The sequence below is a fragment of the Agrobacterium sp. ST15.13.015 genome, assembly GCF_027871645.1.
GTDB lineage: Bacteria > Pseudomonadota > Alphaproteobacteria > Rhizobiales > Rhizobiaceae > Agrobacterium > Agrobacterium leguminum.
On record NZ_JAQAHF010000008.1, the window covers coordinates 19,593 to 45,563 of the forward strand.

The 25,971-nt window shown below is 60.1% G+C and carries 23 protein-coding genes; 10 read left to right on the forward strand and 13 right to left on the reverse strand.

The window, feature by feature from the left end:
* Positions 1-91 precede the first annotated feature (91 nt).
* A complete protein-coding gene (locus tag PIB16_RS13860) occupies positions 92-667 on the reverse strand; it encodes a PRC-barrel domain-containing protein (protein ID WP_059756996.1) in 576 nt (191 codons plus the stop codon).
* A 236-nt stretch (positions 668-903) separates the two neighbouring features.
* Between PIB16_RS13860 and PIB16_RS13865 the strand changes: the two genes are divergently transcribed.
* Entirely contained in the window at positions 904-2,628 is a 1,725-nt protein-coding gene (locus PIB16_RS13865) for a sensor histidine kinase (protein ID WP_065657310.1), read from the forward strand.
* A 293-nt stretch (positions 2,629-2,921) separates the two neighbouring features.
* Here the strand turns inward: PIB16_RS13865 and PIB16_RS13870 are convergent, their stop codons facing one another.
* Positions 2,922-3,905, reverse strand: coding sequence for a sensor histidine kinase (locus PIB16_RS13870; RefSeq protein ID WP_065657311.1), 984 nt, complete (start codon positions 3,903-3,905; stop codon positions 2,922-2,924).
* A 101-nt stretch (positions 3,906-4,006) separates the two neighbouring features.
* Complete coding sequence (locus tag PIB16_RS13875) at positions 4,007-4,801, reverse strand: response regulator (RefSeq protein WP_065657312.1); 795 nt, start codon at positions 4,799-4,801, stop codon at positions 4,007-4,009.
* A gap of 138 nt (positions 4,802-4,939) precedes the next feature.
* Between PIB16_RS13875 and PIB16_RS13880 the strand changes: the two genes are divergently transcribed.
* Together PIB16_RS13880 and PIB16_RS13885 are read left to right on the forward strand one after the other, a co-directional pair.
* Positions 4,940-5,146, forward strand: a complete 207-nt coding sequence (locus PIB16_RS13880; protein ID WP_003522527.1) for a NepR family anti-sigma factor — start codon at positions 4,940-4,942, stop codon at positions 5,144-5,146.
* Positions 5,146-5,712 (forward strand): sigma-70 family RNA polymerase sigma factor, encoded by a 567-nt coding sequence (locus PIB16_RS13885; RefSeq protein WP_065657313.1) that lies wholly within the window; start codon positions 5,146-5,148, stop codon positions 5,710-5,712. The genes PIB16_RS13880 and PIB16_RS13885 overlap by 1 nt, the downstream gene beginning before the upstream one ends.
* A 248-nt stretch (positions 5,713-5,960) precedes the next feature.
* Here PIB16_RS13885 and PIB16_RS13890 read toward each other — a convergent pair whose 3' ends face one another.
* Positions 5,961-6,431 carry an Lrp/AsnC ligand binding domain-containing protein gene (locus tag PIB16_RS13890; protein ID WP_003522526.1) on the reverse strand — a complete coding sequence of 157 codons (471 nt, stop codon included), beginning with the start codon at positions 6,429-6,431 and terminating at the stop codon, positions 5,961-5,963.
* Between the two features lie 177 nt (positions 6,432-6,608).
* On the opposite strand from PIB16_RS13890, the gene putA reads away from it, so the two are divergent.
* Positions 6,609-10,283, forward strand: coding sequence for a trifunctional transcriptional regulator/proline dehydrogenase/L-glutamate gamma-semialdehyde dehydrogenase (putA, locus tag PIB16_RS13895; RefSeq protein WP_065657314.1), 3,675 nt, complete (start codon positions 6,609-6,611; stop codon positions 10,281-10,283).
* A gap of 40 nt (positions 10,284-10,323) precedes the next feature.
* On the opposite strand, the gene PIB16_RS13900 is transcribed toward putA, so the two are convergent.
* From PIB16_RS13900 to amaB, 4 genes are all read right to left on the reverse strand, one after another.
* A complete protein-coding gene (locus tag PIB16_RS13900; protein WP_104679834.1) occupies positions 10,324-11,145 on the reverse strand; it encodes an ABC transporter ATP-binding protein in 822 nt (273 codons plus the stop codon).
* Between the two features lie 8 nt (positions 11,146-11,153).
* Complete coding sequence (locus PIB16_RS13905) at positions 11,154-11,933, reverse strand: ABC transporter permease subunit (RefSeq protein WP_065657316.1); 780 nt, start codon at positions 11,931-11,933, stop codon at positions 11,154-11,156.
* 21 nt (positions 11,934-11,954) lie between these two features.
* A complete protein-coding gene (locus PIB16_RS13910) occupies positions 11,955-12,908 on the reverse strand; it encodes an aliphatic sulfonate ABC transporter substrate-binding protein (RefSeq protein ID WP_065657317.1) in 954 nt (317 codons plus the stop codon).
* Between the two features lie 242 nt (positions 12,909-13,150).
* Entirely contained in the window at positions 13,151-14,680 is a 1,530-nt protein-coding gene (gene amaB / locus PIB16_RS13915) for an L-piperidine-6-carboxylate dehydrogenase (protein ID WP_080858188.1), read from the reverse strand.
* A 202-nt stretch (positions 14,681-14,882) separates the two neighbouring features.
* Between amaB and PIB16_RS13920 the strand changes: the two genes are divergently transcribed.
* Positions 14,883-15,785: a LysR family transcriptional regulator gene (locus PIB16_RS13920; RefSeq protein WP_104679833.1), complete on the forward strand. Its 903-nt coding sequence runs from the start codon at positions 14,883-14,885 to the stop codon at positions 15,783-15,785.
* A 12-nt stretch (positions 15,786-15,797) separates the two neighbouring features.
* On the opposite strand, the gene PIB16_RS13925 is transcribed toward PIB16_RS13920, so the two are convergent.
* Entirely contained in the window at positions 15,798-16,778 is a 981-nt protein-coding gene (locus PIB16_RS13925; protein ID WP_104679832.1) for a glutathione S-transferase family protein, read from the reverse strand.
* 104 nt (positions 16,779-16,882) lie between these two features.
* A complete protein-coding gene (locus PIB16_RS13930; protein WP_104679831.1) occupies positions 16,883-17,770 on the reverse strand; it encodes a DMT family transporter in 888 nt (295 codons plus the stop codon).
* Between the two features lie 384 nt (positions 17,771-18,154).
* Here PIB16_RS13930 and PIB16_RS13935 point away from each other — a divergent pair, with 384 nt between their 5' ends.
* Entirely contained in the window at positions 18,155-19,486 is a 1,332-nt protein-coding gene (locus PIB16_RS13935; protein ID WP_104679830.1) for a UDP-glucose dehydrogenase family protein, read from the forward strand.
* Between the two features lie 86 nt (positions 19,487-19,572).
* Positions 19,573-20,595, forward strand: a complete 1,023-nt coding sequence (locus PIB16_RS13940) for an NAD-dependent epimerase (protein ID WP_065657323.1) — start codon at positions 19,573-19,575, stop codon at positions 20,593-20,595.
* 2 nt (positions 20,596-20,597) lie between these two features.
* On the opposite strand, the gene PIB16_RS13945 is transcribed toward PIB16_RS13940, so the two are convergent.
* Genes PIB16_RS13945 through PIB16_RS13955 form a run of 3 tightly spaced genes read right to left on the reverse strand, consistent with a single transcriptional unit; the run spans position 20,598 to position 24,359 of the window.
* Positions 20,598-21,644 carry a glutathione synthase gene (locus PIB16_RS13945; RefSeq protein ID WP_003522515.1) on the reverse strand — a complete coding sequence of 349 codons (1,047 nt, stop codon included), beginning with the start codon at positions 21,642-21,644 and terminating at the stop codon, positions 20,598-20,600.
* 10 nt (positions 21,645-21,654) lie between these two features.
* Complete coding sequence (locus PIB16_RS13950) at positions 21,655-23,532, reverse strand: flavohemoglobin expression-modulating QEGLA motif protein (RefSeq protein WP_271045779.1); 1,878 nt, start codon at positions 23,530-23,532, stop codon at positions 21,655-21,657.
* A complete protein-coding gene (locus PIB16_RS13955) occupies positions 23,529-24,359 on the reverse strand; it encodes an N-formylglutamate amidohydrolase (RefSeq protein ID WP_065657325.1) in 831 nt (276 codons plus the stop codon). Before PIB16_RS13955 ends, PIB16_RS13950 begins: the two co-directional genes overlap by 4 nt.
* A 293-nt stretch (positions 24,360-24,652) precedes the next feature.
* Between PIB16_RS13955 and PIB16_RS13960 the strand changes: the two genes are divergently transcribed.
* The 3 genes from PIB16_RS13960 to PIB16_RS13970 all read left to right on the forward strand — a co-directional run bounded on the left by PIB16_RS13960 (position 24,653) and on the right by PIB16_RS13970 (position 25,955).
* Positions 24,653-24,874: a hypothetical protein gene (locus tag PIB16_RS13960; protein WP_065657507.1), complete on the forward strand. Its 222-nt coding sequence runs from the start codon at positions 24,653-24,655 to the stop codon at positions 24,872-24,874.
* An 18-nt stretch (positions 24,875-24,892) separates the two neighbouring features.
* Positions 24,893-25,453, forward strand: a complete 561-nt coding sequence (locus tag PIB16_RS13965; RefSeq protein ID WP_065657326.1) for a type 1 glutamine amidotransferase domain-containing protein — start codon at positions 24,893-24,895, stop codon at positions 25,451-25,453.
* Positions 25,454-25,514: 61 nt separating this feature from the next.
* Positions 25,515-25,955 (forward strand): PPC domain-containing DNA-binding protein, encoded by a 441-nt coding sequence (locus PIB16_RS13970; protein WP_065657327.1) that lies wholly within the window; start codon positions 25,515-25,517, stop codon positions 25,953-25,955.
* The last annotated feature ends 16 nt before the right edge of the window (positions 25,956-25,971 follow it).

Sequence of the window (25,971 nt, forward strand, 5' to 3'; positions counted from 1 at the left end):
AAACATAAAAAAGACACCGGCCTGTTGGCCGGTGCCTCCTGCGGGACAGCTGATTGAAGCCGGTCCCGCTCCTGCCTCCCAGGGACGGGAATTAGGGCTTGGTGGCGGACGTCGTCGTGCTGTCAGGAGCCGCCGGCGTTGCCGCATTCTTTTCGCTGGCCTTCTGTTCCAGCGTCTTGAATTCGGGAGCCGCCTTCAGCGTTTCCGCCGTTTCGGTCGTGGTCAGGCGGATGGTGCCGTCCTGCGCGTTGCGCGTCATCGTTACCTTGTCCATCGGAACGGCGACGTCCTTTGCGCCGATACCCAGGAAGCCGCCGACGCCGATCACGGCCGCAACCAGACCACCGTCTTCTTCCATGATCAGGTTGGTGACGTTACCGATGCTTTCATCGGCCGCGGTATAGACCGCCTTGCCGATATAATCATTGGCGCTGACCTGCGTTTCGCCCTGTTCGGTGAGATAAGCGCCGCCTGTCGTTGTAGCCGCGCTGTCATTGGTCGAAGGAGCAGCAGGCGTCATCGGTGTGGCGGGCGGGGTTGCAGGCTCCGTCTGCGCACTCGGATTTGCCGGCGCAGGCTGGGTAGTGCCCTGAGCGATGGCCAGCGGCGCGAAAGCCGTCGTGCCCATCAGAGCGGCAGTGACGAGGATTGTAAGTTTCTTTGCCATTTCGTACCTTCCTTTCATCGTTCTCAACTGGCCGGCGGTGATGAATTTCGTGTCCGCTCCTCGGCCGGTTCGTCTGGCAAACGGGTTGGTCGTTGAAATAGTTCCGATTTTTTCAACCGAGTCTGTGCGATTGTGACCGGCCGCAACAACCGAAGGTAAAAATCAGGCATTGCTAAAGGGGGACGGCACGGTATTATCCGTGTCGTAACAATGCCATAACTGCCGGAGTTTTTTGTATGCCTCGACCCGGCGACAGACTGAAAGACATGATCTCGGCTTTGCGTCGGCGCAGTGCGAATTTTTTCCCGACCGCCTCCATCGGCACCTATCTGGTGGTGATGGCTACCGTCATTACCCTGCCGCTCATTCTTTTCGGCGGCTATCTGATGCTGCGCCTCGAGGCGGAAAAACGCGACGACCTGCAACGGGAAACCATCGAGGATGTACGGGTGGTCTCCCGCAACATCGACCGCCGCCTGCAGGAAATCGCCACCTCGCTCAATCTCCTGTCGCAATTCCCGGAACTTGAGAGCGGCAACCTCGCCGCGTTTCAGGGGCGCGTCGCCGACAGTCTGAAGCGGGAGGGCCTTTATGCCATTCTCGCCACCAAAGATGGTCAGCAGCGTCTCAATACGCGCGTGCCCTATGGCCAGCCGCTCGGCAAGGTGTCGGAGGAAGCCAATCTGGCCAAGGCGATCGACTCCCGCCGCATCACCGTCTCGGACATGTTTTTCGGCTCGACCAGCAAGGAATGGGTGTTCAACGTCACCATGCCGCTAGGCCCGGACCTGGACCCCGCCGGAGACGCCCTGATCCTGACGCAGAATACCAGCGACCTGAGCAGGCTCATCCCCACGGAAAACCTGCCGCGCCACTGGGCGGTCGCCATCATTGACGGCAATAACCGCGTTGTCGTCTCAAGCGCGCCCGAAGAGGCGGAAGTGGGCAAGCCCTTTGTCACCCCCGATGTCCTTTCGGAAATGCAGGCCTTCAGCGGCAATTTTTTCGACGGCAAGGGTAATCTCTACGCCTATGCTCAATTGCCGGGCTGGCAATGGAAGACGGTGATGTGGGGTCCGCTCGCCGCAAGCCAGGCGGCGCTGATAGACACCTGGCGGCAGATGATGATCGGCAGCCTGATGCTGGTGCTGATTGCCATTGGCGGCGCCTATCTGGTCGGCCGGCAATTGCGCAGCTCCATCCGTGACCTGACCCTGATGGCCGAGCGCATCGGCGAGGGCGAAATCGTCGCGCCCGTCGATACGAAGATAAAGGAGGCCAACCAGGTCGCCATCGCGCTCTCCAACGCATCCTTCGACAGAAGCCAGTCGGAAGAGCGCCTGCAATTGCTGCTGCACGAGTTGGTTCACCGTTCCAAGAACATTCTGACGCTGGTTCAGGCGATGATACGGCAATTGGGACGCGAAAATAAAAGCATTCCAGAATTCCAGAAGGAGGTCGATCACCGCCTGCGCGGCCTTGGAATGTCGATCCGGGCCCTGGCGGAGGTTCAATGGCAGGGTCTGCCGATCCGCAAGCTGATCGAAACCCACCTCGATGTTTTCGGAACCGTGGCGCAGCGCATCGTGCTGGTGGGAGAGGATTTCATGCTTTCCCCGGAAGCGGCACAGAATTTCGGTCTGGTGGTCCATGAGCTGACGACGAATTCCATCAAATACGGCTCATTGTCGGCTCCAGCGGGAAAAATTACCCTGCGCTGGCAGTCGCGTGAAAAAGACGGGCGGCAGATGATCCATCTCGTCTGGACCGAAACGGGCGGACCGCCCGCCAGAGAACCGAGCCGCAAAGGCTTCGGCACCACGGTCATCAAAAGGCATGCGGAAGGCGCCTTCGGCGGGCAGGTGCTGACGGAATATCGTGAATCCGGCTTCGAGTGGTCGCTGGAAGCGCCGATGCGTTACTTCACGCCCAAACGATCGGAACAGACAGGCACGCATTAAGGCCGCGACTTGCGGACCTATCCGCTGTGCAGACGGCAAAAAACCGGCAAAATGGCCGGTATTTTGCGCAATGTTAAAAAAACGCATTTTTTGGGAACCGAATCCGGTCAGGCGTGTTTTTACTGCAGGCCAAGCAATTCCCCCGTCCCCGCCTGAAGCTTGGCTGAAAATAAACAGGTTTCGCCCCTGAAAACCTGTCATAAAAATAGCACGGCTCTTTCATGAGCCGTGCTATTTGTTTTGGCTTTCATGAAATGAACGATGAACCCGGCGTTGCGCGCGATATCGCGATTTCAGGCATCCGCGCCGTCGCCGGAGGGAAATTTCAGCCGGTAGACGATCCGTTCGGGCGTCAACTCGTATTCGGCACTTCCCCCCAATGCGGAGGGAACCACCTTTTCCAGCACCACGCTGCCGAAGCTGCCGCGCCGGGTCTCCGCCGGCTCTTTCGACGGCATCATCGGCTCATTCCATTCCACGATATAAAAATCACCCTCCTGACGGCATTGCAGGGATATGGGCGGGTGATAGGCGAGATTGCCGCTGTGGCTGACGGTGTTGACGACCAGCTCATGGAAGGCGAGCCCGATATAAAGCGCGCCATTCGGATTGAGCAGCAGGTTTTCGCCTTCCATACGGATGAGGTTCGGATATTCCGGCACATAAAGATCGAATTGCTGGCGCAACAACTCGAATATGCGCGCGCCCCGCCAGTCCGAATCCGTAATGAGATCCTGACTCTGGGCGAGAGCGTGTAGTCTGCCGCGGAACTTGCGCAGAAAATCATCCTTGGTCAGGCTGAACCGGGCAGTCTGGCCGGCAAGGCTCTGGATGATCGCCAGGAGGTTCTTGGAACGGTGGCTGACCTCGCGCAGCAGCGAGCGCAGAAGCTGCTCGCGCCGCCTTTCCGCCGTCACCTCGCGAATGGTGGTTTTCATCACCACCTGGTTCGTCTGGTTGAGAGTGGAATGAACCTGAAACTGGAAGACGCGATCATTGCCGGCATTGACTTCCAGCATGCCGCGGCTGCCCGCCGTGTTCATGTCCTTCTTGAGATCGGCCAGTCGGGCGGAGAGATCGTTACCGAACAGATTTTCATCTGTGGGACGGGATTCTGCCGGAATTTTCCAGACATCCGGCAGATTGGCCACGAATATATAGTCGCGGTTCCAGTCCTGCAGCATGACTGTCTCACCCGAATCGAGCAAGGCGAGGACGAGCGAATCGTGAAGTTCGCTTTCGTCCCTCTCCGCGTTATGCCATGCCAGCCGATGCAAATTCGTCTCCTTGCAGAAAGCCGCGGGGCAGCCCCACGACCGTAACCGCCAACGCCCGGGCACCAGAGTGGTTCCCGGTCAGTCTGCGGTTTCGGCAAAATTCACGCCGCGACGCGTGAGCTTTCGTTGAAAAACAGGGCCTGGCTGATAAGCGCTTTCACCATGTCCGGATTAAACGGCTTCGTCACAAGGAAGGTCGGCTCCGGCCGCTCGCCCGTCAGAAGACGCTCGGGGAAGGCGGTGATGAAGATTACCGGCAGCGTGGTCATCTGCAGGATGTCCTTCATCGCATCGAGACCGGAACTGCCATCGGCGAGCTGAATATCGGCAAGGATCATCTTCGGCTGGGTGCGATGGAAGAGATCGAGCGCTTCCGTGTGGGTGCGGGCGATGCCCGTGACGCGGTGGCCGAGATCGGTGACCATCTGCTCGATATCCATGGCGATCAGAGGTTCGTCCTCGATGATCATGATATCGGTTGCCACCTGGCGGGCGATTTCAGAGGCTGCCTCATCGATCAGCTTGCCGACCTGATCCTCGGAGACTTTCAGAACCTCTGCGGTTTCCGAAGGTGTGAATTCTTCGACCGTCGTCAAAAGGAACGCCTGGCGGGCAAGCGCCGGCACGGCGGAGAGGTTGGCCGAGGCGCGTTTTTCCCATCCCGACAGGTTTTCGTCGGTCTTAATATTGATCGTGACGGAACTAAAGATCGATACGAACAATTGATAGAGCGAAACGCGATCGCCGCTTGTCTGCGGAAAAATGCTGATATCGGCGATCAGAGCTTCGAGTGTTGCCGCAACATAGGCATCGCCCGTCGATTGTGAGCCGCAAACGGCACGCGCGAACCTGCGCAGATATGGCAGGTGCGGTGCGATGCGTGTAGAAACTGACATGGAATTCTCCCCTTTCATGCGGTCTGCAACGCAAACCCACGATAGCAACGTGCGCGTTGCAAAAAAAGTTCCGTTCCGCCGGAACTATTTTTTTCACGGCGCATTCTTTGCCACGACGCAAAAGGAATACCGGACGTTATGAGCATATTTCAATCGGACCAAGATCAGCCGGACAATTCGGCCGCCCCCCAGGTTCCACACTCCGGGCGGGCGGTGATTTCCCGTAAGCTCAGGGAGCTTTATGATGCCGTCCAGGATGAAGGCATCCCTGACAAATTCCTCGACCTTCTCGAAAAACTCGATGAAGCCGAAAGCAGAGCCAAAATGAAGGCTTCGGAGGAATGATGGCGAAAGAGCCGGAGCTGACAGAATACAACTTCAAACGGGAAATGCTGGCGGCGCTGCCGAACCTGCGCGCCTTCGCTATTTCGCTGATCCGCTCGCGGGACCGTGCCGACGACCTCGTGCAGGACACGATCATGAAGGCATGGGCGAAACAGGACAGCTACCAGCCGGGCACCAATATGCGGGCATGGCTGGTAACGATCCTGCGCAACGAGTTCTACAGCCAGATCCGCAAATCCGGCCGTGAGGTGCAGGATACGGACGGGGTCTATACCTCGCGCCTGTCGGTACCGCCAGAACAGCATGGTTCGGTCGACCTTCAGGACTTCCGCGCAGCACTCGCAAAGCTGCCGGACGACCAGCGTGAAGCGATCCTGCTGATCGGGGCTTCGGGTTTTGCCTACGAAGAAGCCGCCGAAATCTGCGGTTGCCCAGTCGGCACCATCAAAAGCCGTGTCAGCCGCGCAAGGCTGCGGCTGCAGGAGCTGCTCGGCATCGAAAACGAAAACGAGTTCGGCCCGGACGCGCAGATGACCGCGGTGACCGCCGCCGCCACGGCGCGCTGAGAGCGCTGAATTCGAACAGCGGTGAACGGGCAGGCCTACGTCTGCCCGTTAAGACGATGACAAACGCCGCAAACCTCTCCTCCGTCATGCCGGACTAGATCCGGCATCCAGCCACGGCGCGTCTGCGCCGTGAAAGGACTCTCTCGCGATCAATGACTTGATCGCACTGGACCCCGGATCTAGTCCGGGGTGACGGTGTGCGGATGATACGGCGAGCGCGCGCCCGCCACTGTCTTCGTGTCACCCCTTCAGATGCCGGTTTCCTTGACCGATTGCATAACCACGAAGGTCGAGGTGTTGGCGACGGATGGCAGGCTTGAGATTTTCTCGCCGAGTACCCTTCGATACTTGCGGATATCGCTGGTGCGCACCTTCAGAAGATAATCGAAGGCGCCGGCGATCATGTGGCACTCCTCCACTTCCTTGATCTTGCGCACCGCCGCGTTGAATTCCTCCAGCGCCTTTTCGCGCGTATCGGAAAGCTTTACCTCGGCGAAGGCGATGTGATCGACACCGAGCTTCTGCGGATTGAGCATGGCGCGGAAGCCGAGAATATAGCCCTCATCCACCAGCCGTTTCAGCCGTGTCTGGCAGGGCGTCTTGGAAAGACCGACTCTTTTCGAGAGCTGCAGCACGGACATGCGCCCGTCTTCGCTCAGCGCCTCGAGAATCTTGAGATCGAAATGATCCAGATCGTCTGTTTTTTGACTATTTGCCATGTGATTTAACGCCATATTTCAAAAATAAAAGTTCATATTGCCTGTTTTATCCTGAAAATAGGGCCATAGCAATTTCTGCGGTGATGATATTGTCTGTCACAGGATGACAAGCGGCGGGGCGGAGGACACGCTGCCGCCGAAGGTCTATCTTCAACAGCGTTTTCAGGATTTTTCAGAATGGCCGATGGTGCAAGCAACGCCGGTGTAGTGGCGAACGGTATCTTCCAGAATTTTGCGCCGCCGGTGCGCGAGCAAAGCCTGCTGCGCAAGGCGATCACCGCCGCCTATCGTCGCCCGGAGGAAGAATGCCTGGCGCCGCTGATCGAGGCGGCAACGGTGACGGCGGAAGAAACGAAAGCCATTCGCGACACGGCCCGCAAACTGATCGAGGCATTGCGCGCCAAGACCAGGGGCACCGGCGTCGAAGGTCTGGTGCAGGAATATTCGCTCTCCAGCCACGAGGGCGTGGCGCTGATGTGCCTTGCCGAAGCGCTGCTGCGCATTCCCGACACAGCCACCCGCGACGCGCTGATCCGCGACAAGATCGCGCGCGGCGACTGGAAGTCCCATATTGGCGGCGGGCGCTCGCTCTTCGTCAATGCCGCCACCTGGGGCCTCGTCATCACCGGCAAGCTGACCTCGACGGTAAACGACAGCGGCCTTTCGGCGGCGCTGACCAAGCTGATCGCCCGCGCTGGCGAACCCGTCATCCGCCGTGGCGTCGATATGGCCATGCGCATGATGGGCGAACAGTTCGTGACCGGCGAAACGATCGGCGAAGCGATCAAGCGTTCGAAGCCGCTGGAAGAACAGGGCTTCCAATATTCCTACGACATGCTGGGCGAAGCCGCGACCACCGCCAAGGATGCGGAGCGTTATTACAAGGACTACGAAAACGCCATCCACGCCATCGGCAAGGCATCGGCCGGGCGCGGCATCTATGGCGGTCCGGGCATTTCCATCAAGCTTTCGGCGCTGCATCCGCGTTACGCCCGCGCGCAGGCAGAGCGGGTGATGGCGGAGCTTCTTCCACGCGTCAAATCGCTGATGCTGCTCAGCAAGAAATACGATATCGGCCTCAACATCGATGCGGAGGAAGCCGACCGTCTGGAACTGTCGCTTGACCTTCTGGAGGAACTGGCGCTCGACAGGGACCTCGCCGGCTGGAATGGCCTCGGTTTCGTCGTGCAGGCCTATGGTCGCCGCTGCCCTTTCGTTCTCGACTACATCATCGATCTCGCCCGCCGCTCGGGCCGGCGTATCATGGTGCGTCTCGTCAAGGGCGCCTATTGGGATGCGGAAATCAAGCGCGCGCAGGTGGAGGGGCTGGAGGACTTCCCGGTCTTCACCCGCAAGGTCCACACGGATGTCTCCTACATTGCCTGCGCCCGCAAGCTGCTCGCCGCGCGCGATCTGGTCTTCCCGCAATTTGCGACCCACAATGCGCAGTCCATGGCGACGATCTACCATCTCGCCGGCCCCGGCTTCAAACTCGGCGACTATGAGTTCCAGTGCCTGCATGGCATGGGCGAACCGCTTTACAGCGAAGTCGTCGGCAAGAAGAAGCTCGACCGGCCCTGCCGTTTCTATGCCCCCGTCGGCACCCATGAGACGCTGCTCGCCTATCTCGTCCGCCGCCTTTTGGAAAACGGTGCGAACTCTTCCTTCGTCAACCGCATTGCCGACCCCGCCGTGCCGGTGGATTCCCTGCTGGAAGACCCGGTCGCGGTGGTCAAGGCCTATCCCGTTCCCGGCGCGCGTCACGACCGCATCGCCGCCCCCGAAGGCCTGTTCGGCCCGGAACGCAAAAATTCCGCCGGCCTCGATCTTTCCAGTGAAACGACGCTCGCCGCGCTGGACAAAACCCTGAAGGCAGGTCCTGCGACGGAGTGGAAAGCGTCGGCACCGCAGGCAGGTGGCAACACGCGCCCGGTTCTCAATCCCGGCGACCATAATGATATCGTCGGCCATGTGACGGAGCCGACTGAAGCCGATGTCGAAGCCGCCATGCAGCGGGCGGTGGCCTCTAACTGGTCATCCGCCCCGGTGGAAGAGCGCGCCGCCTGCCTGGAGCGCGCCGCCGACGCCATGCAGGCGGAAATGCCTGCCCTGCTCGGCCTCATCATGCGCGAAGCGGGAAAATCCATGCCGAACGCCATTGCCGAGGTGCGCGAAGCCATCGACTTCCTGCGTTATTACGCGGCGGAAGCCCGCAGAAACTTCAAGACCGGCGAAACGCCGCTCGGCCCTGTTGTCTGCATCAGCCCGTGGAACTTCCCGCTCGCCATCTTCATCGGTCAGGTGACGGCGGCGCTGGTTGCCGGCAATCCGGTTCTGGCAAAGCCGGCCGAAGAAACGCCGCTGATCGCGGCGCAGGGCGTGCGCCTGCTGCATGAGGCCGGCGTTCCGCAGGATGCCGTGCAGCTTCTGCCGGGCGACGGCAAGACGGGTGCCGCACTTGTTGGCTCACCCCTTACAGCCGGTGTAATGTTCACAGGCTCGACGGAAGTGGCGCGGCTCATTCAGGGTCAGCTTGCCGGCCGGGTTCTGGCCAATGGCCAGCCGGTTCCGCTGATTGCCGAGACCGGCGGCCAGAACGCCATGATCGTCGATTCCTCTGCACTTGCCGAACAGGTCGTTGCCGATGTCATCGCGTCTGCCTTCGACAGCGCCGGCCAGCGCTGCTCGGCATTGCGCATTCTCTGCCTGCAGGAAGATGTGGCGGACCGCACGCTCACCATGCTGAAGGGCGCACTGCATGAATTGCGGATCGGCCGCACCGACAAGCTTTCCGTCGATGTCGGTCCCGTCATTACCGCCGAGGCGAAGGGCATCATCGAAAAGCACATCGAGGGAATGCGCGGGCTCGGCCATCGCATCGAGCAGATCACGCTTGCCGGCGAAACCGGCAAGGGCACCTTCGTGCCGCCGACGATCATCGAGATGAAATCGCTCGCCGATCTGAAACGCGAAGTCTTCGGCCCGGTGCTGCACGTCATCCGCTTCAAGCGCGACAATCTCGACCGGCTGATCGATGAGATCAACGCTACCGGCTATGGCCTGACCTTCGGCCTGCATACCCGCCTTGACGATACGATCCAGCATGTGCTGTCGCGCGTCGCGGCTGGCAATCTTTATGTGAACCGCAACATCATCGGCGCGGTGGTCGGCGTACAGCCCTTTGGCGGACGCGGCCTTTCCGGCACCGGTCCCAAGGCAGGCGGTCCGCTTTATCTCGGCCGCATGACACAGGTTGCCCCAAAGATAGACCGGGTTGCGAGCCAGCAGGATCAGGCAGCAGTCGATCTTGCCCGCTGGCTGGATGAAAACGGCGAAACCGTTGCGGCCGAAGCCGCGCGACAGACGGCAGTTCTTTCCGGCCTCGGTTTCGAAACCGAGCTGGCGGGTCCTGTCGGCGAGCGCAATGTTTATGCGCTGCATCCGCGTGGAAAGGTTCTGCTGGTTCCGGCAACCGAACAGGGGCTTTACCGCCAGCTTGCGGCAGCGCTTGCGACCGGAAACGCGGTTGTCATCGACAACGCTTCGGGACTGGAGAAATCCATTTACGGACTGCCGGCAACCGTGACCTCGCGCATCGTCTGGGCCGATGACTGGGCGAAGTCCGGCACCTTCGCCGGCGCGCTGGTCGAGGGCGATGCGGAGCGTATCGTGGCGGTCAATAAAAAGATCGCCGCCCTGCCCGGCCCGCTGGTTCTCGTTCAGGCAGCGTCAACGGAAGCGCTTTCCGGGGACAGCCAGCCTTATAATCTCGATTGGTTGGTCGAAGAGGTTTCCGTCAGCGTCAACACCACAGCCGCCGGCGGCAATGCCAGCCTGATGAGCATTGGTTAAAACAGGTTCCGGCGGGGTCTCGGCCCTGCCGGTTCATGCCTTATCCGTTGGTGTCACCGCGGCCGAAGAGCTGGTTCAGAACCTGCTCTTCCAGCCTTGCGAATTCCGCCGTGCCATGACGGCGCGGACGCGGCAGTTTCACATCGAGATCGAGCGCAATGCGCCCTTCATCGATGACGACGATGCGATCCGCAAGCGCCACGGCCTCCGATACATCATGCGTGACGAGTACGGCGGTGAATTTCTGCTTGCGCCAGATGCGCTCCAGCAGAAGCTGCATTTCAATGCGGGTGAGCGCATCGAGCGCGCCGAGCGGCTCATCCAGCGCCAGGATTTGCGGATGGGCCACCAGCGCACGCGCCAGCGCCACGCGCTGCTTCTGGCCGCCGGAAAGCACATAGGGCCATTCGCCAGCCCGGTCTTTCAGACCGACCTCTTCGAGAATTGTAAGCGCCTGTTCCTGCGCCGCCTCGCCCTTGGCGATGCCGGTCAGCCCCACGGAGACGTTGCTCGCGATACGTTCCCACGGCAGAAGACGCGGCTCCTGAAACATCATGCGGGTGCGGCTCGATGCATCCTTCGAGACGGTTCCGGTGGTCGGCGTGTCGAGGCCGGCCAGAATGCGCAGGAGCGTGCTCTTGCCGCAGCCGCTCTTGCCGATGATGGCCAGAAACTCGCCTTCCCGCACATCGAGATCGATGCCGCGCAGAACCGGTTTGTCGCCAAAACTCTTCGCCACATTGCGGAAGCTGAAGGCGACCTTGCCGTCGCTCGTCTTCTCGCGTTGTTCGATTTTCGCCTGCGACGGGAGGGATGGCGGGGCATCCGGGCGTCTCAGCGTCGTCACATTGCCGGTCGACATGGGTTACCTCAGACTTTCTTGAAGGCTGGATGCCATTGCAGGAAGACGCTTTCGAGGAAGCGGGCGAAACTGTCGGCCAGCTTGCCGAGAAGCGCATAGATGAGGATCGACAGAACCACGACGTCGATCAGCAGGAACTCGCGCGCCTGCATGGCCATATAGCCGAGGCCGGACGAGGAAGAGATGGTTTCGGCGACGATGAGCGTCAGCCACATGATGCCGAGCGCATAACGCAAGCCGGTGAAAATGGCGGGCAGCGCGCCGGGCAAAATGACCCGCCGGAACAGCGTAAAGGGCGACATGCCATAGGTACGGCCCATTTCCACCAGTTGCGGATCGACACCCTGAATGCCGAGCAGCGTGTTGATGTAGATCGGGAAAAACACACCGAGCGCGACGAGGAACAGCTTCGCCTCCTCATCGATGCCGAACCACAGGATGACGAGAGGAATGAGCGCCAGATGCGGAATGTTGCGGATCATCTGCAGCGTCGTATCGGTGAAGCTGCGGGAGAATTTGGAGAGGCCATTGGCCAGCCCGAAGATGAAACCGATGGAGCCGCCAATGGCGAAACCGGCGAGTGCGCGGGCGGAACTGACGCCGATATTGGCGACAAGCTCACCCGAGAGCAGAAGCCGCCAGAAGGCTTCTGCGACAGCCGAAGGGGCCGGCAGCACATTGGCGGAAATCAGACCGGCACGCGCCGCCGCCTCCCAGCCTGCAAGAATGAGGGCGGGGAGCAGCCAGCCTGTGATGCCGCCAATCTCGATACGCTTTGCGGTGCTCATGGCATACCCTCCGGCTCTTGCTCAGTTCGTCGCGCCCGACCAGACGGCATCCTTGATGCTGATCTGTTTCGGGATGAGGCCGAGACGATAAAAGCGGTCGGCGGTTTCCTGCTGGCTGGCGACGATCTTGTCGTCGATCCTGGTAATGCCGAATTCCGAGCGGTTCGCGGCAAGCGTCTGCGCCTCCAGCGGCACGCCCGTCACCTCATGCAAAGCTGCGGCGACCTTGTCGCGGTTGGCGGCGGACCATTTCGCCGCCTCGCCCAGAGCATCGATGGTGATGTTGATGGTGTCTGCATTGGATTTGGCGTAATCGCGATTGGCGAGGAAATAGGTGCTGACAGCAAGCACATCGCTGGTGCGGGCCAGAGTGACCGGCTTGTAGCGGGTTTCGGCAATCGCATAGAAGGGATCCCAGACGGCCCAGGCGTCGATCTTGTCGCTGGCGAAGGCGGCGGAAGCATCGGCGGGGCTGAGATACACCACCTCGATGTCGCTGAATTTCAGGCCGTTCTTCTCCAGCGCCGCCACCAGCAGATTATGCGCGCTGGTGCCCTTGCCGACACCGACCTTCTTGCCCTTGAGATCGGTAACCGATTTGATGCCGCTTTCAGGCTTGGTGAAGATCGCCTCACCCTTGCCGTTCGAAGGAAGGGCCGCGACATAAACGATGGCGGAACCCGCCGCCTGACCGAAGATCGGCGGCGCATCCCCCGTCCAGCCGACATTGATGGAGCCGACATTCAGCGCCTCCACCAGCGGCGGGCCAGCGGTGAACTCAACCCAGGAAACCTTCACGCCCTTGGCCTCAAGCGCCTTTTCGATGACGCCCTGCTGGCGGGCGATCACCGGCAGGCCGGTTTTCTGATAACCGATCTTCAGCTCCTCCGCCGCCTGCGCCTGAAGCGGCAGGACCGAGAATGCGGCGGCAACAAAAAGGCTGGCGGAAAGCGCGCGGCGGGTGATGGCTGGCATTTCATCTCCTTGTCACCAGCCCCTCTGGCCGGCTCACGATATGGAGCAATGCTAGGGTTTTCTATTAAAACGATAGAGAGACGATAATTCAATATGAGCAATATTGCGGGAATAAAATTCCGCGCAGATGCCTCTTTTCCGCAAATCGTCGCGGACGCCCTCGTCCGACCCATCGAATAGAAATGCCGGCGCGGATGGAACCGCGCCGGCATGATGTATTAATTTCTCTATGGAGGACGCGATTATTCGATATCGAAGGAAACGCCCTGCGCCAGCGGCAGCGCCTTGGAGTAGTTGATGGTGTTGGTGGCGCGGCGCATATAGGCCTTCCACGCATCCGAACCGGATTCACGGCCGCCGCCGGTTTCCTTTTCACCGCCGAAGGCGCCGCCGATTTCCGCACCCGAGGTGCCGATATTGACGTTGGCAATGCCACAGTCGGAGCCTTCCGACGACAGGAACCGTTCCGATTCCTGCATATCGCGGGTGAAGATCGATGAGGAAAGACCAGCAGCGACAGCGTTATGGTCTTCTATCGCCTGATCGAGATCGCTATATTTCATGACATAGAGGATCGGCGCGAAGGTTTCTTCCAGCACCGGTCCAGCCTGCTTCGGCATTTCGACCAGAGCAGGCTTGACGTAATAGGCATCCGGCGCACCCGTATCCACACGCCCGCCGCCATTCACCACGCCATCATGGGCTTTCGCCGCTTCGAGGGCCTTCTGCATGCCGTCGAAAGCCGCCTTGTCGACCAGCGGGCCGACGAGTGCGGAGGTTTCTAGCGGGTTGCCGACGGAAACGGAGGCATAGGCTTTTTTCAGACGCGGCACGAGCTGGTCATAGACGCTGTCATGCACGAAGAGACGGCGAAGCGTGGTGCAGCGCTGGCCGGCCGTGCCCATGGCGCCGAAGGCGATGGCGCGCAGCGCCATGTCGAGATCGGCGGAAGGGCAGACGATGCCGGCATTGTTGCCGCCGAGTTCCAGAATGGCGCGGGCAAAGCGTTTCGCCAGACGCGGGCCGACATCGCGGCCCATGCGGGTGGAGCCAGTGGCGGAGACGAGCGGCACCTTGGGATTGTCCACCAGAGCTTCACCCACCGCGCGGTCGCCGATCAGAAGCTGCGAAAGACCTTCCGGCGCATCGCCGAAACGGGCGGCCGCGCGCTCGAAGATGCCCTGAACGGCAAGCGCCGTGAGCGGGGTCTTTTCCGAAGGCTTCCAGACAACCGAATTGCCGCAGACGATGGCAAGCGCCGCATTCCACGACCAGACGGCGACCGGGAAGTTGAAGGCGGAGATGACGCCGACGACGCCGAGCGGATGCCAGGTTTCCATCATGCGGTGGCCGGGGCGTTCGGTGGCGATGGTAAGACCATAAAGCTGGCGGGAAAGGCCGACCGCGAAATCGCAGATATCGATCATTTCCTGCACTTCGCCGAGGCCCTCGGAGGGAACCTTACCCGCTTCGAGCGAGACGAGACGGCCGAGATCCGCCTTGAAGGCGCGCAATTCTTCGCCGAGCAGCCGGATCAGTTCACCGCGACGGGGCGCCGGCACATTGCGCCATGCCTTGAAGGCGGCATCGGCCCGGTCGATCACGGCTGCTACACCCTCGACCGAAACGGTCTTGAGGCTTGCGACCTGTTCACCCGTCACCGGGCTGAAGGAGGCCATATCGCCGCCGGTATAGAGATCGCGGGCAACGCCCATCCTGTCGAGCAGGGCCGCGGCTTCCTGTTTCACGTCGAGCTTCGTGGTCGCATCCATGTCCATCGTCCTTTTGGCTTAAAATGGGAGGAAAGGCCGTTTCGATACGGCGCTTTCAACTCCCGTCACTCTTCTTTCCCCGAATTTACCATTCGTTCTGTGAAACTGGCGTTTTACACCGTTCCATTCTTTCCCGTAATCATATATGGCCATAATGACCCTTTTCCAATGAGGAAAGCGGGTAAGTTGATGCGAGAATGGAATGGATCCGCGCAGAAGACTGGTCCCTGACATCGTTACCCTGCAGGCGTTCGAATGCGCGGCACGGCATGGCAATTTTACGCGTGCGGCGGAAGAACTCAACCTCACGCAGAGCGCGGTGAGCCGGCAGATCGGCGAACTGGAAGCGCAGACGGGAATGCAGCTTTTCGAGCGCATCCGCAGGCGGGTGGTGCTTTCGGAGGCGGGGCGTAAATTCCTGCCCGATGTGCGGCGCCTGTTGCAGCAATCCGAACAGTTGATGGTGCGCGCGGTCTCGGCCGGAACTTCACACGCATCGCTTTCCGTCGCGACGCTGCCCACCTTTGGCAGCCGCTGGCTGATGCCGCGCCTCCACCGCTTCATCGACGACAATCCGGAAATAACGATCACCATCGGCTCGCGCTCGCATCCCTTCGATTTTGATGAAGAAGGTTTCGATCTCGCCATTCACTACGGCCAGCCGGTCTGGGCGCATGGCACCTGCACATTTTTGTGCAACGAAGTCATTGTGCCAGTCGCAAGCCCCGCCCTGTTGCGCCGCGCCAGCGTGAGCAAGCCGCAGGATCTGACCGGGCAGCCGCTGCTGCATGTGACGACGCGGCCGAAACTATGGACGGAATGGCTGGAGATGAACGGGGTGACAGCCGAGAATGCCTATCAGGGCAGCCGTTTCGACCAGTTCTCGATGATCATTGAGGCCGCCGCAAGCGGCATCGGCTTTGCCCTTCTGCCGAAATATCTCATCGAGGCGGAACTTGCCTCCGGCCGCCTCGAAATCGTCTTCGACATCCCCTTGCAGACCGACAAAAGCTATTACGTCGCCCTGCCGGAAGGGCGGCAGGACAATGCGCTGGCCCGCGCCTTTCAGGCCTGGCTGCTCGATCAGGTCGGCAAACCGGTGTAATCCGTCATCCGCTCAGTTCGAAGGGCGGAGGGAAACATCGTCAAGTCCCGGAAGATCGGGGCCGACGGGCACGATGCGGGTCGGGTTGAGCGCCTTGATGGAATAGTAACCGCGCTTGATATGGTCGATATTGACCGTATCGCGCACGCCCGGAATGGTCAGCACTCGCATCATATAGGCCTGCAGCGCAGGATAATCGGCGATGCGGCGAAGATTGCATTTGAACAGGCCATAATAGGCGGCATCGAAACGAACCAGCGTCACGAAGAGCCGGACATCCGTTTCGGTCAGGTGATCGCCGAAAAGGAAAGGCCCGCCTGAGATGAGGCGGCTTTCGAGCTCCTGAAGCGTCGCAAACACATCGGCAAAGGCCTCTTCATAAGCAACCTGCGTGGTGGCGAAACCGGTTCTGTAAACGCCGTTGTTGAGGCGCGGATAGATGTGGTCATTGAGAGCGTCGATCTCATCGCGCAGCGCCTCTGGATAGAGGTCCACGCTATTATCGGCCAGAGCGCCGAAACCGGAATTCAGCATGCGTAGAATATCGGCGGATTCGTTGTTGACGATGGTTTTCGTCTTTTTATCCCAAAGCACGGGCACGGTGGCCCGGCCGGTATAATGCGGATCCGCGCTGGTATAGACCTCGTGCATATAGGTAAAGCCGTTGAGCGTATCGCGGTCCGAACCCGGATAGTCGCCGAATTTCCAGCCCTCGTCGGAAAGCGCCGGCTCAACCACGGAAACGGAAATCACCTCCTCCAGCTTCTTGAGCTTTCGGCCGATCAGCGTGCGCGACGCCCAGGGGCAGATCAGCGCGACGTAAAGATGATAACGGCCGCTTTCGGCCGCAAAACCGCCCTCGCCCGTCGGCCCCGCCGAACCGTCAGGCGTTACCCAGTTGCGGAAGCCGGAGGTCTGGCGAACGAAGCCGCCCTTCTTGTCGGTTGCCTGCACCGGATGCCATTCGGCAGTCCATTTTCCATCCACGAGCATTCGCGGCTCTCCGTTCATCTAAAGATGAAAGCCTTATCGGCCGGGTTGCCACCGCTTCACAAGCCGCGCTTCGGTTGACGCACTGTTTCCGATCAAGGGTGAATTCACAGGCGATTGCGGAAAAACGGGTTCCAGCGCACGGTGCCAAGCCTCACCTTTTCGCGGATCATCGTCAGCAGTCCCGATGCGGCGATGACGGCCAGACCAAGCACGGCGACCGCATCCGGATATTCGTGGAAGAAGGCCATGCCGATCGCCACCGCCCAGAGGATTTGCGAATAATGCGATGGCGCGATCTGGCTTGCCGGCGCGATGCGGGTTGCAACCAGAAGGGTGATCTGCCCCGTCGCTGTGCAAAGGCCGATGAAGGCGAAGGCCAATAGCTGGTGCAGGTTGGGCATGACGAATTCGGGGATGGAGGCAATGCCGTTGAAGGTGAGGCCGTAAATCAGCAGCACGCCCATGATCGAAGTGCGCTTTTCCTTGCCCGCAAGCGAGCGCAGCAAAACGATGGTCATCGCCGCGAGGAACGCAACGCCGATGGCGGCAAAATGCCCGAGTTCCAGCGTCTTGAAGCCCGGCCGCACGACGAGGATGACACCGACGATGCCGGCCAGAACCGCCGCCCAGCGCCATGGGCCGATACTCTCCTTCAGCACGACGGCGGAAAGCACGGTCACGAAGAGCGGCGACAGGAAGATCAGCGCATAGGCTTCCGCCAGCGGAATGGTGGTGAAGGCATAGATGCCGAAAATACCGGCGAAAAGGCCGGAGATGGCGCGCCCGTGCACGGCGAAGGGCCGGCTCATGCGCCAGAATTCACGCCACCTTTCCTCGCGCGGCTTGCTGAAGAAAATGAAGATGCCGGAAAACAGAATGCTGAAGAAGCCGATTTCGAAAACGCTGATCTGCGATCCAAGCGACTTGATGGTGGCATCGCCCATGGAAAAGGTCGCATAAGCGAACAGACCGAGCAGAAAACCCTTTTGCATTTGAACGTCCCCAAACACCGACCGCAATGCAAAGCATCCCCCGGCCGCGTGGAAGGCGACCCGGACGCCCCTTTCAAGGGACAGACAGTCTGGCAGATTTGATCCTCAGCCCTATGGCTAGACCCGGCTACCTATGAGTGCAAGCCGCAAAAGAAGTAAAATTGCCCGATTGGACCCGGCCAGTGCAAATGGCTGCAAGGTGCGGCAAATTTGTCCCGCCATGGCCATCACATCCCCGTCATGGAAAGAGGTTAGCCGGTGTTCATCGTGGCGCTTGGCGACGGGCATGAAGGCGGCTAAATATTATCATGCGATTTTCACCCGCCGATTTCCCCGGCTGATATTGCTGCGTTACCATGGCCTCGCTAACCGAAAGGAAAAAGAATGCGGATTGTGATGATCGGTTCGGGTTATGTCGGCCTCGTGTCCGGCGCGTGTTTTGCAGATTTCGGCCACGATGTGGTCTGCGTCGACAAGATGCCGGAGAAGATTGAAGCCCTGAAAAACGGCCATATCCCGATCTTCGAGCCGGGTCTCGATGTCATCGTGGCCACCAATGCAAAGGCCGGGCGATTGAGCTTCACCACCGATCTTTCCGCAGCCGTCGCCAATGCCGATGTCGTCTTCATTGCGGTCGGCACGCCCTCGCGGCGCGGCGATGGCCATGCCGATCTTGGTTATGTCTATGCGGCGGCGAAAGAGATCGCCCATGCGCTGGACGGTTTCACGGTTATCGTCACCAAATCCACCGTTCCCGTCGGTACCGGCGACGAGGTAGAGCGTATCATCCACGAGGAAAACCCCTCGGCCGATTTCGCTGTCGTCTCCAACCCTGAATTCCTGCGCGAAGGCGCCGCCATCGAGGATTTCAAGCGGCCGGACCGCATCGTCGTCGGCCTTTCGGACGAGCGCGCCCGCCCCGTCATGACCGAGGTTTACCGCCCGCTCTATCTTAACCAGTCGCCGCTGCTCTTCACCACAAGGCGCGCTTCCGAACTCATCAAATATGCCGCCAACGCCTTTCTGGCGATGAAGATCACCTTCATCAACGAGATGGCTGATCTCTGCGAAAAGGTCGGCGCCAATGTGCAGGATGTCTCGCGCGGCATCGGTCTCGATGGCCGTATCGGCCCGAAATTCCTGCATGCCGGCCCCGGTTATGGCGGCTCCTGTTTCCCGAAGGACACGCTGGCGCTTGCCAAGACCGCGCAGGATTATGATGCGCCGGTGCGGTTGATCGAGACCACCATCGCCATCAACGACAACCGCAAACGCGCCATGGGCCGCAAGGTCATCAATGCGGTGGGCGGCGATGTGCGCGGCAAGAAGATCGCCGTGCTTGGCCTCACCTTCAAGCCGAATACCGACGACATGCGCGACAGCCCGGCAATCGCCATCATCCAGACCCTGCAGGATGGCGGTGCGAAAGTGGTCGGTTACGACCCGGAAGGCATGGCGAATGCCCGCCATCTGATGGAAGACATCGAATACGCGGCCGGCCCCTACGAGGCGGCGGAAGATGCCGACGCCGTGGTGATCGTGACGGAATGGAACCAGTTCCGCGCGCTCGACCTTCCGCGCCTGAAGGCGATCATGAAACATCCGGTGCTGGTGGATCTGCGCAATATCTACCGCACGGATGAGGTCGCCGCGCATGGTTTCATCTATGCCGCCGTCGGTCGCCCGCATGAAGGCGGTTCCGACAAGGGCGCATAGAGGTTTCGTTTTCGCCATTTCATTAAAAGGTTTTCTGCGCTTCGGTCAGACCGCAAACGCACCAACGAATTCGGGATATAATCATCATGCGTTATCTGGTTACCGGCACGGCTGGCTTCATCGGCTTTTATGTTGCCAAGCGGCTGTTGGACGCCGGCCACTTCGTGACCGGTTTCGACGGCATGACGAAATATTACGATGTCAGCCTCAAGGAAAAACGCCACGCCATTCTTTCCCGCTCCAACGGCTTCCGTGCCGAAATCGGCATGCTGGAAGATACGGATGCGCTAAAGCGCGCGGCAGAGGCCGCCGAGCCTGAGATCATCATCCACCTCGCGGCACAGGCAGGCGTTCGTTACAGCCTTGAAAATCCGCGCGCCTATATCGATTCCAACCTCATCGGCTCGTTCAACATGCTGGAGCTCGCCAGAAGCTTGCAGGTCAAGCACCTGATGCTGGCATCGACCTCCTCAATCTACGGCGCCAACGAAAAAATCCCCTTCGCGGAAAGCGACAAGGCCGACGAGCCGATGACGCTCTACGCCGCCACCAAAAAATCGATGGAGCTGATGGCGCACAGCTATGCCCATCTGCACAAGCTGCCTACCACCGCCTTCCGTTTCTTCACGGTCTACGGCCCGTGGGGGCGGCCGGACATGGCGCCGATCAAATTCGTCGACGCCGTTTCCAACGGTCGGCCGATCGATATTTACGGGCAAGGCAATATGAGCCGCGATTTCACCTATATCGACGATCTGGTGGAGGGCATCGTCCGGCTGAGCACGGTCATCCCGTCCGAGGAAAACCGTGTTACGCAGGAAGGCGTCACGGACACGCTGTCGCACCACGCACCCTTCCGCGTGGTCAATATCGGCGGCGGCCAGCCGGTGGAGCTGATGCATTTCGTCGAAACGGTCGAAAAGGCGGTCGGGAAACCCGCGATCCGCAATATGCTGCCGATGCAGCAGGGCGATGTCCCCCGCACCTTCGCCTCTCCCGATCTTCTGAGGGCATTGACCGGTTACGTGCCGCAAACCCCGGTCGAAGAGGGCATCAAGGCCCTCGTCGCCTGGTATCGCGAGATGCACCCGGCCGAATTACGGGAATAACCTCACAGCGTCGCCAGCAGGCGGTTGGAGATGGTGCCGCCGGAAGCGCTCTGCATGGTGATCTTGGTTTCCACGGCCTCGATGATCGTGTCGCTGAAATCCATCTCCGTGAGATCGCGGATATTGGAAAGGCCACCCGGCGAAAACACGTTCACTTCCAGTATCTTGTCGCCAACGATATCGAGCCCGACGAGGAACATGCCGTCCTCCACCAGCTTCGGCCGCACCATTTCGGCAAGCGCCACGATCTCATCCGTCACCTTCACGGCTTCCGCCGTGCCATGGGCATGGATATTGGAGCGCAGGTCGCCCTTGGCGGGCACGCGGCGAAGGGCGGCATATTTGCCTTCACGCATCAGCGGCCGGCCATTCATCATGAAGAAGCGGATGTCGCCATCCTTGGCGGCCGGCAGATAGGCTTGCGCGATCAGATATCCCTCAAGGCTCACCGCCTCGAAAATCTGGTTGAGATTGGTCTCTTTGCTGGAGCCGATCTTGAAGACGTTCTTGCCGCCCGAGCCCTGCAGCGGCTTGACGATGACGCCCTTGGGGTGCGCGTCGGCAAAGGCGCGGATTTCCTCGACATTGCGCGAAATGATCGTGGTCGGGCGGACGATTTCGGGAAAACTCTGAAAATAGAGCTTGTTCTGCGCGAGCGCCAGACCTTCGGGATCGTTCAGCACGACGACGCCCCGCTGTTCGGCCAGCCGCCCGAACAGGATACCGGCATGCACCGCCCATGGCCGTGTCGTCTGGTCGAGCGAGGGGTCGTTGCGCAGCATCAGCGCATCGATTTCCTCCACATCCATGGTTCGCCGCTCCAGCGCCTTATCCTGAAGTGTGGAATGGAACGTCTCGCCTTTCTTGATTTTACCCTTCGGCAGCACGGTGGCGTGAATGGTCAGACTGTCGTCCGAGCGTAATGTGAAATCGCCGGGTGTCAGATAGACCACCTCATGACCGCGATTGAGCGCCGCCATGGCAAGCAGCCCGGTCGCGTAGTTCGGTCCCTCTGTTTCGATGGAATTGACGAAAAATGCGATACGCATGAAGCCCCTCCTATAATGTCGCCAGTTCGGCAATGGATAATCCCGCCCGTATTTTTTCCAGCCGTTCATTGGCCTTGGCGGGCAGCAGAAATGCGGGCCTGACGCCCGGCGGCCGCAACAGGCCGCGCAGGGCAAGCTCCTGCATCACCGGAAAATGGGCGGCGGCGATCTTGCCCATCCAGAACGGATCGAGCGCCCCGCCCCTGCCCAGATGGTCCAGCACCTCCACCAGCCCGCGCAGATAGATCGCATCCTTGGAAAGACCGCCGCCGCGATAGATGCGCAGCACCATGTTGAAGGCCCCGGCCTCATCGAAACCGTGATCGCGGGTCATGGTGCGGAAGGTCTCCACGAAGCTCGCCCCATCCAGCATGGCGGCGCAGCCGATAACGCGGCCGGCGATCAGCCGCAGGCGCTCACGCGTCATGCCGCCGGCCAGATGTTCCGCCAGCACCGCCAGCCCTTCCTGCACGCCCTCATAACCGGAAAGGCCGGTGCGGAAGAGACGCAGCCCCTGAAACGAGCCGTTGAAATAGGTCAGAAGATGCACGCCGATCTCATGCGACAGCAGTGCCTCGACACGGCGCTGTTCCATGACAGTGTGGCGGGAAATCAAAAGCTTCTCACCCGTCACCATCAGACCCGGCGGCAGGTCGTCGCGGATTTCAACGCGCGCCTTGAATTTTGGGGCTTCCGCAAGATAGGTCTCGACCATCTCCCGCGACTTCTTGGCGACCGCGTAACAATCGACCATGGCGATTTCGCTGCTTTCCTCCCGGCGCGGGCAATCCGCAAGCACCCGCAGCGCCAGCTGAAGAAGGGCCGGTTCGACAGCGCCATAAAGGGCGCGTGAAAAATCGGTGAAGGTGCGATGGTGCAGGTTGGCGAGCATCGTCAGCTGCAGATCGATCTCCTGCTGTTTCTCCCGGTAGAGATTATAAAGCACCGGGTCTTCCAGATGATCGAACACGACGGAATAAAGCTTGCGTTTCTGCTCCTCGACATCGACGCCGAGCGGCCGGTAGAGCAGGCGCGGCGCAAACTGAAAGCCGCCATCGCGAAACTCCTCGAAGGCCCGCCGGGCATTGATGGGCGTGACGGAAAGCAGAAAATCGAAGGATGAAACAATATCGTCGACGGACCGGTCGGCACGCCTGACGGCATCGACGAAGGCCTTGCGCCCCAGCGCACGGTGGCTGGTAACCTTGAGCGCGTCCTTGCCCGAAGCGAAGGATGAAAAAGCCTGCAGACCGGCATCGAAAAGATCGGCGATCATCGTCACCCGCAGGCCCGGATAATCCGCACCGGATTCCGGCTGGCGGTAGATAGGCGCAAAACGCACGCTGATACAGGGAAAATCGAGGCCCGCTTTTTTGAATCGCAGAACGGGATCGGCATCCGGTTCCGGTCGGGTGATGCGCGGCGTGCGAAAACGCACTTCGGCATCGCAAACCGCCTTGATGAAGACCCGGCGGGCATTCTGCGTTTCTGGCTCAGCCGTCGCCGAGACGGAAACCTCATAATGCGGCAGGAAAGGCGAATCGTCGGCCAGCAGGATGTCATGCTCCAGTTCACCGATATCGAGGACGATGAATGCGCCGAAGCGCTGCCGCATGACCGTGCCAACGGCCTCGATCAGCGGTGCAGCCTCCTGAATGGTCGACGCGATCAGATAGGAGGCATGGGCGGCGGCGATATCGCGGGCGGCGAGATTTTTCGTGCCGCCGGTCAAATGCAGGCAGAGGAACGGCAGCGGCCGGTCGATATGCAGACGACCGTCTTTGCCGACATCGCGGCGGATGGCCTTGCCGGCCTCGAGGCAGGACACGACATCATCGACCAGATCGGCGATGGGAGACGGTGCGCTGCGGGCGGGAGAGAGGTTCATCGCCGCGACCTCAGGCACTCTTCGAGCACCGGCTGGAGTGCTGTTATCGCTTGACGAATATCCGCCACCACACGCGCATCCGGCTTTCCCGTCCACTCGTCCATGAAGAATTTCTTGAACTCGATTGCGATGGCGCAGCCATTTTCGACGAACCTTTCGTGGATGAAACGGGTCTGCTCCCCCTTGCCCTGGAACGCAACGTTCTCGCGAACATCGAGGCGGCGTCCGCCGATGGTCGCTGACGCGAAGTGGTGCCCGACCGCGCTCACGATATCGCCCCAGCGGCTGCGATCCATGGAAAAGGTGCCGATATTGATATCGGGCGCCTCCGCCTGCGCCGTCGGCGGCGCAGCGGCGCCCTGCCGGCGATGATTATAGCTGTGTACATCCAGCACGACGAAGGCGCCGTGCCGCCTTTCGATTGCAGAGAGCACTGTCTCCAGCATCGCATAATAGTCGGCGTGAAAATCGAGCGATTGCCGGATAGCTTTCTGCGCCGGCTCCTCTTTCCAGACCTCCAGCCCCCAGGATTGTTCCGGCTTCAGATAGATCGCCTGATCGGCCGCACGGTTGAGATCGATTTCGAAACGCGAATGGTGAACGACGAGACGGTTTGTCAGTCCCGCGATCATCTCACCGGTGAAAGGGTCTTCCTCCCGCAGCCGCTGTTCCGGGGAAAGGGCGATGAGCCCGGATACGTCCGGTCTAATGCGATGACCGTCGTGAATGGCCGTGCCTATAACCGGTGAGTTGCCGAAATCGATCGACCAGAAACCCTTGTTGTCGTTGTCACCGTGGTGTTCGCCGTCGCTCTGTCTGGCTGCCATGCTGCCTCCCCTGCATCGGGGATAAAACAGCGGGACATGCCCGTTTGTTCCGGTAAAAAATTGCGCGCGATATATTCGGCTTCGGCAACGAGGCCGCTGGAAAAAACTACGGAACCTTACCGGAAAGCTCACGTTGTTCCAGCAGGAGGGGCCGCCGTGTCAAACGGACGCGATGGCGCTGAAGAACATCGGGATTTTTCCGTTTTCTCCCGGTGGCCAACGAAATGGCAGCCGAGCTTCTTACCCATCCGGCACCCCTCCGTTCCCGCTTTCCACGCACAAGGAGCCGCGACATGGAAAAGACCGAAACACGCAGACTTGCGGAAGAATATTTGCGTCTCGGCGGCACGCGTCAGGTGATGATCGACGACAACAAGACCTTCGTGCGCCAATGGCAGCACGAACCGGCGGAAGCCGAACGGTTCTGGCAAACGCATATCGAAAATCTCGACGCGGAGCGGCTCAAGGACGTGGAATTTTTCCTGCCCTCCATCAATTCCGACAAGGAAGACTGAACCCGAAGGGAGACAGACATGACTGCCATCAACGCTGCAAAAATCCTCATTCTCGCAACGGACGGCTATGAGCGTTCCGAATTGCGCGTGCCCTATGACCAGCTGAAGGCCAAAGGTGCAGACGTAAAGGTCGCCTCAATCAAGGAGGGCGAGATCAAGAGCTGGGACAAGAAAGACTGGGGTGACAGCATCGCCGTCGATCTATCCGCCAAGGCCGTAAAAACCGAAGATTTTGACGCGCTGGTTCTACCCGGCGGCCAGATCAATCCGGACGTTCTGCGCCATGACGAGGATGCGATGCGGGTGGTGCGTGATTTCATCAAATCCGGCAAGGTGGTGGCCGCCATCTGCCACGCACCCTGGCTGCTTGTAGAAGCCGACGCCCTGCGTGGCCGCGACGCCACCTCCTATTGGTCGATCAAGACCGACCTCAAGAACGCCGGCGCAAACTGGAAGGATGAAAAGGTGGTGACCGACAAGGGAATCATTACCTCCCGCAGCCCTGACGATCTTGACGCCTTCGTCGCCAAGATCGTGGAAGAGGTCGGGGAAGGCCGCCACGAACGCCGCGCCGCTTAAGACACACACCCTATTCCCGTGCCGCCGGTTTTCCGGCGGCACTTCTATTTGGGAGGAAGACATGAAAAGCAGATTGCTGGCAAGCGGCGCGGAGCGCACCTTCATCCTCGTCATCGATCCCGAGGAAGAAGCCTTCGAGGCCATCAGGCGCTTTGCCACGGCCGAGAATATCAACGCCGCCTCAGTTACCGCGATCGGCGCCTTCGCCACGGCAACACTCGCCTTTTTCGATCTTTCGACGCAGGACTATAAGGAAATACCGGTCACCGACCAGAGCGAGGTCCTAAGCCTGCTTGGCGATATCACCCTTGACGAGAACGATACGCCCAATCCGCACCTGCATGTGGTTCTGGGCTTTGCCGATGGCTCCACCAGGGGCGGCCATTTTCTAAAAGGGGTGGTGCGGCCTACGCTGGAAGTCGTCATCCGCGAAACACCTGCGGAATTGCGGCGCAGCTATCGGCCGGAATTCGGCATCGCTCTCATCGATCCCGCGAAATAAACCCACGGAACCGGAA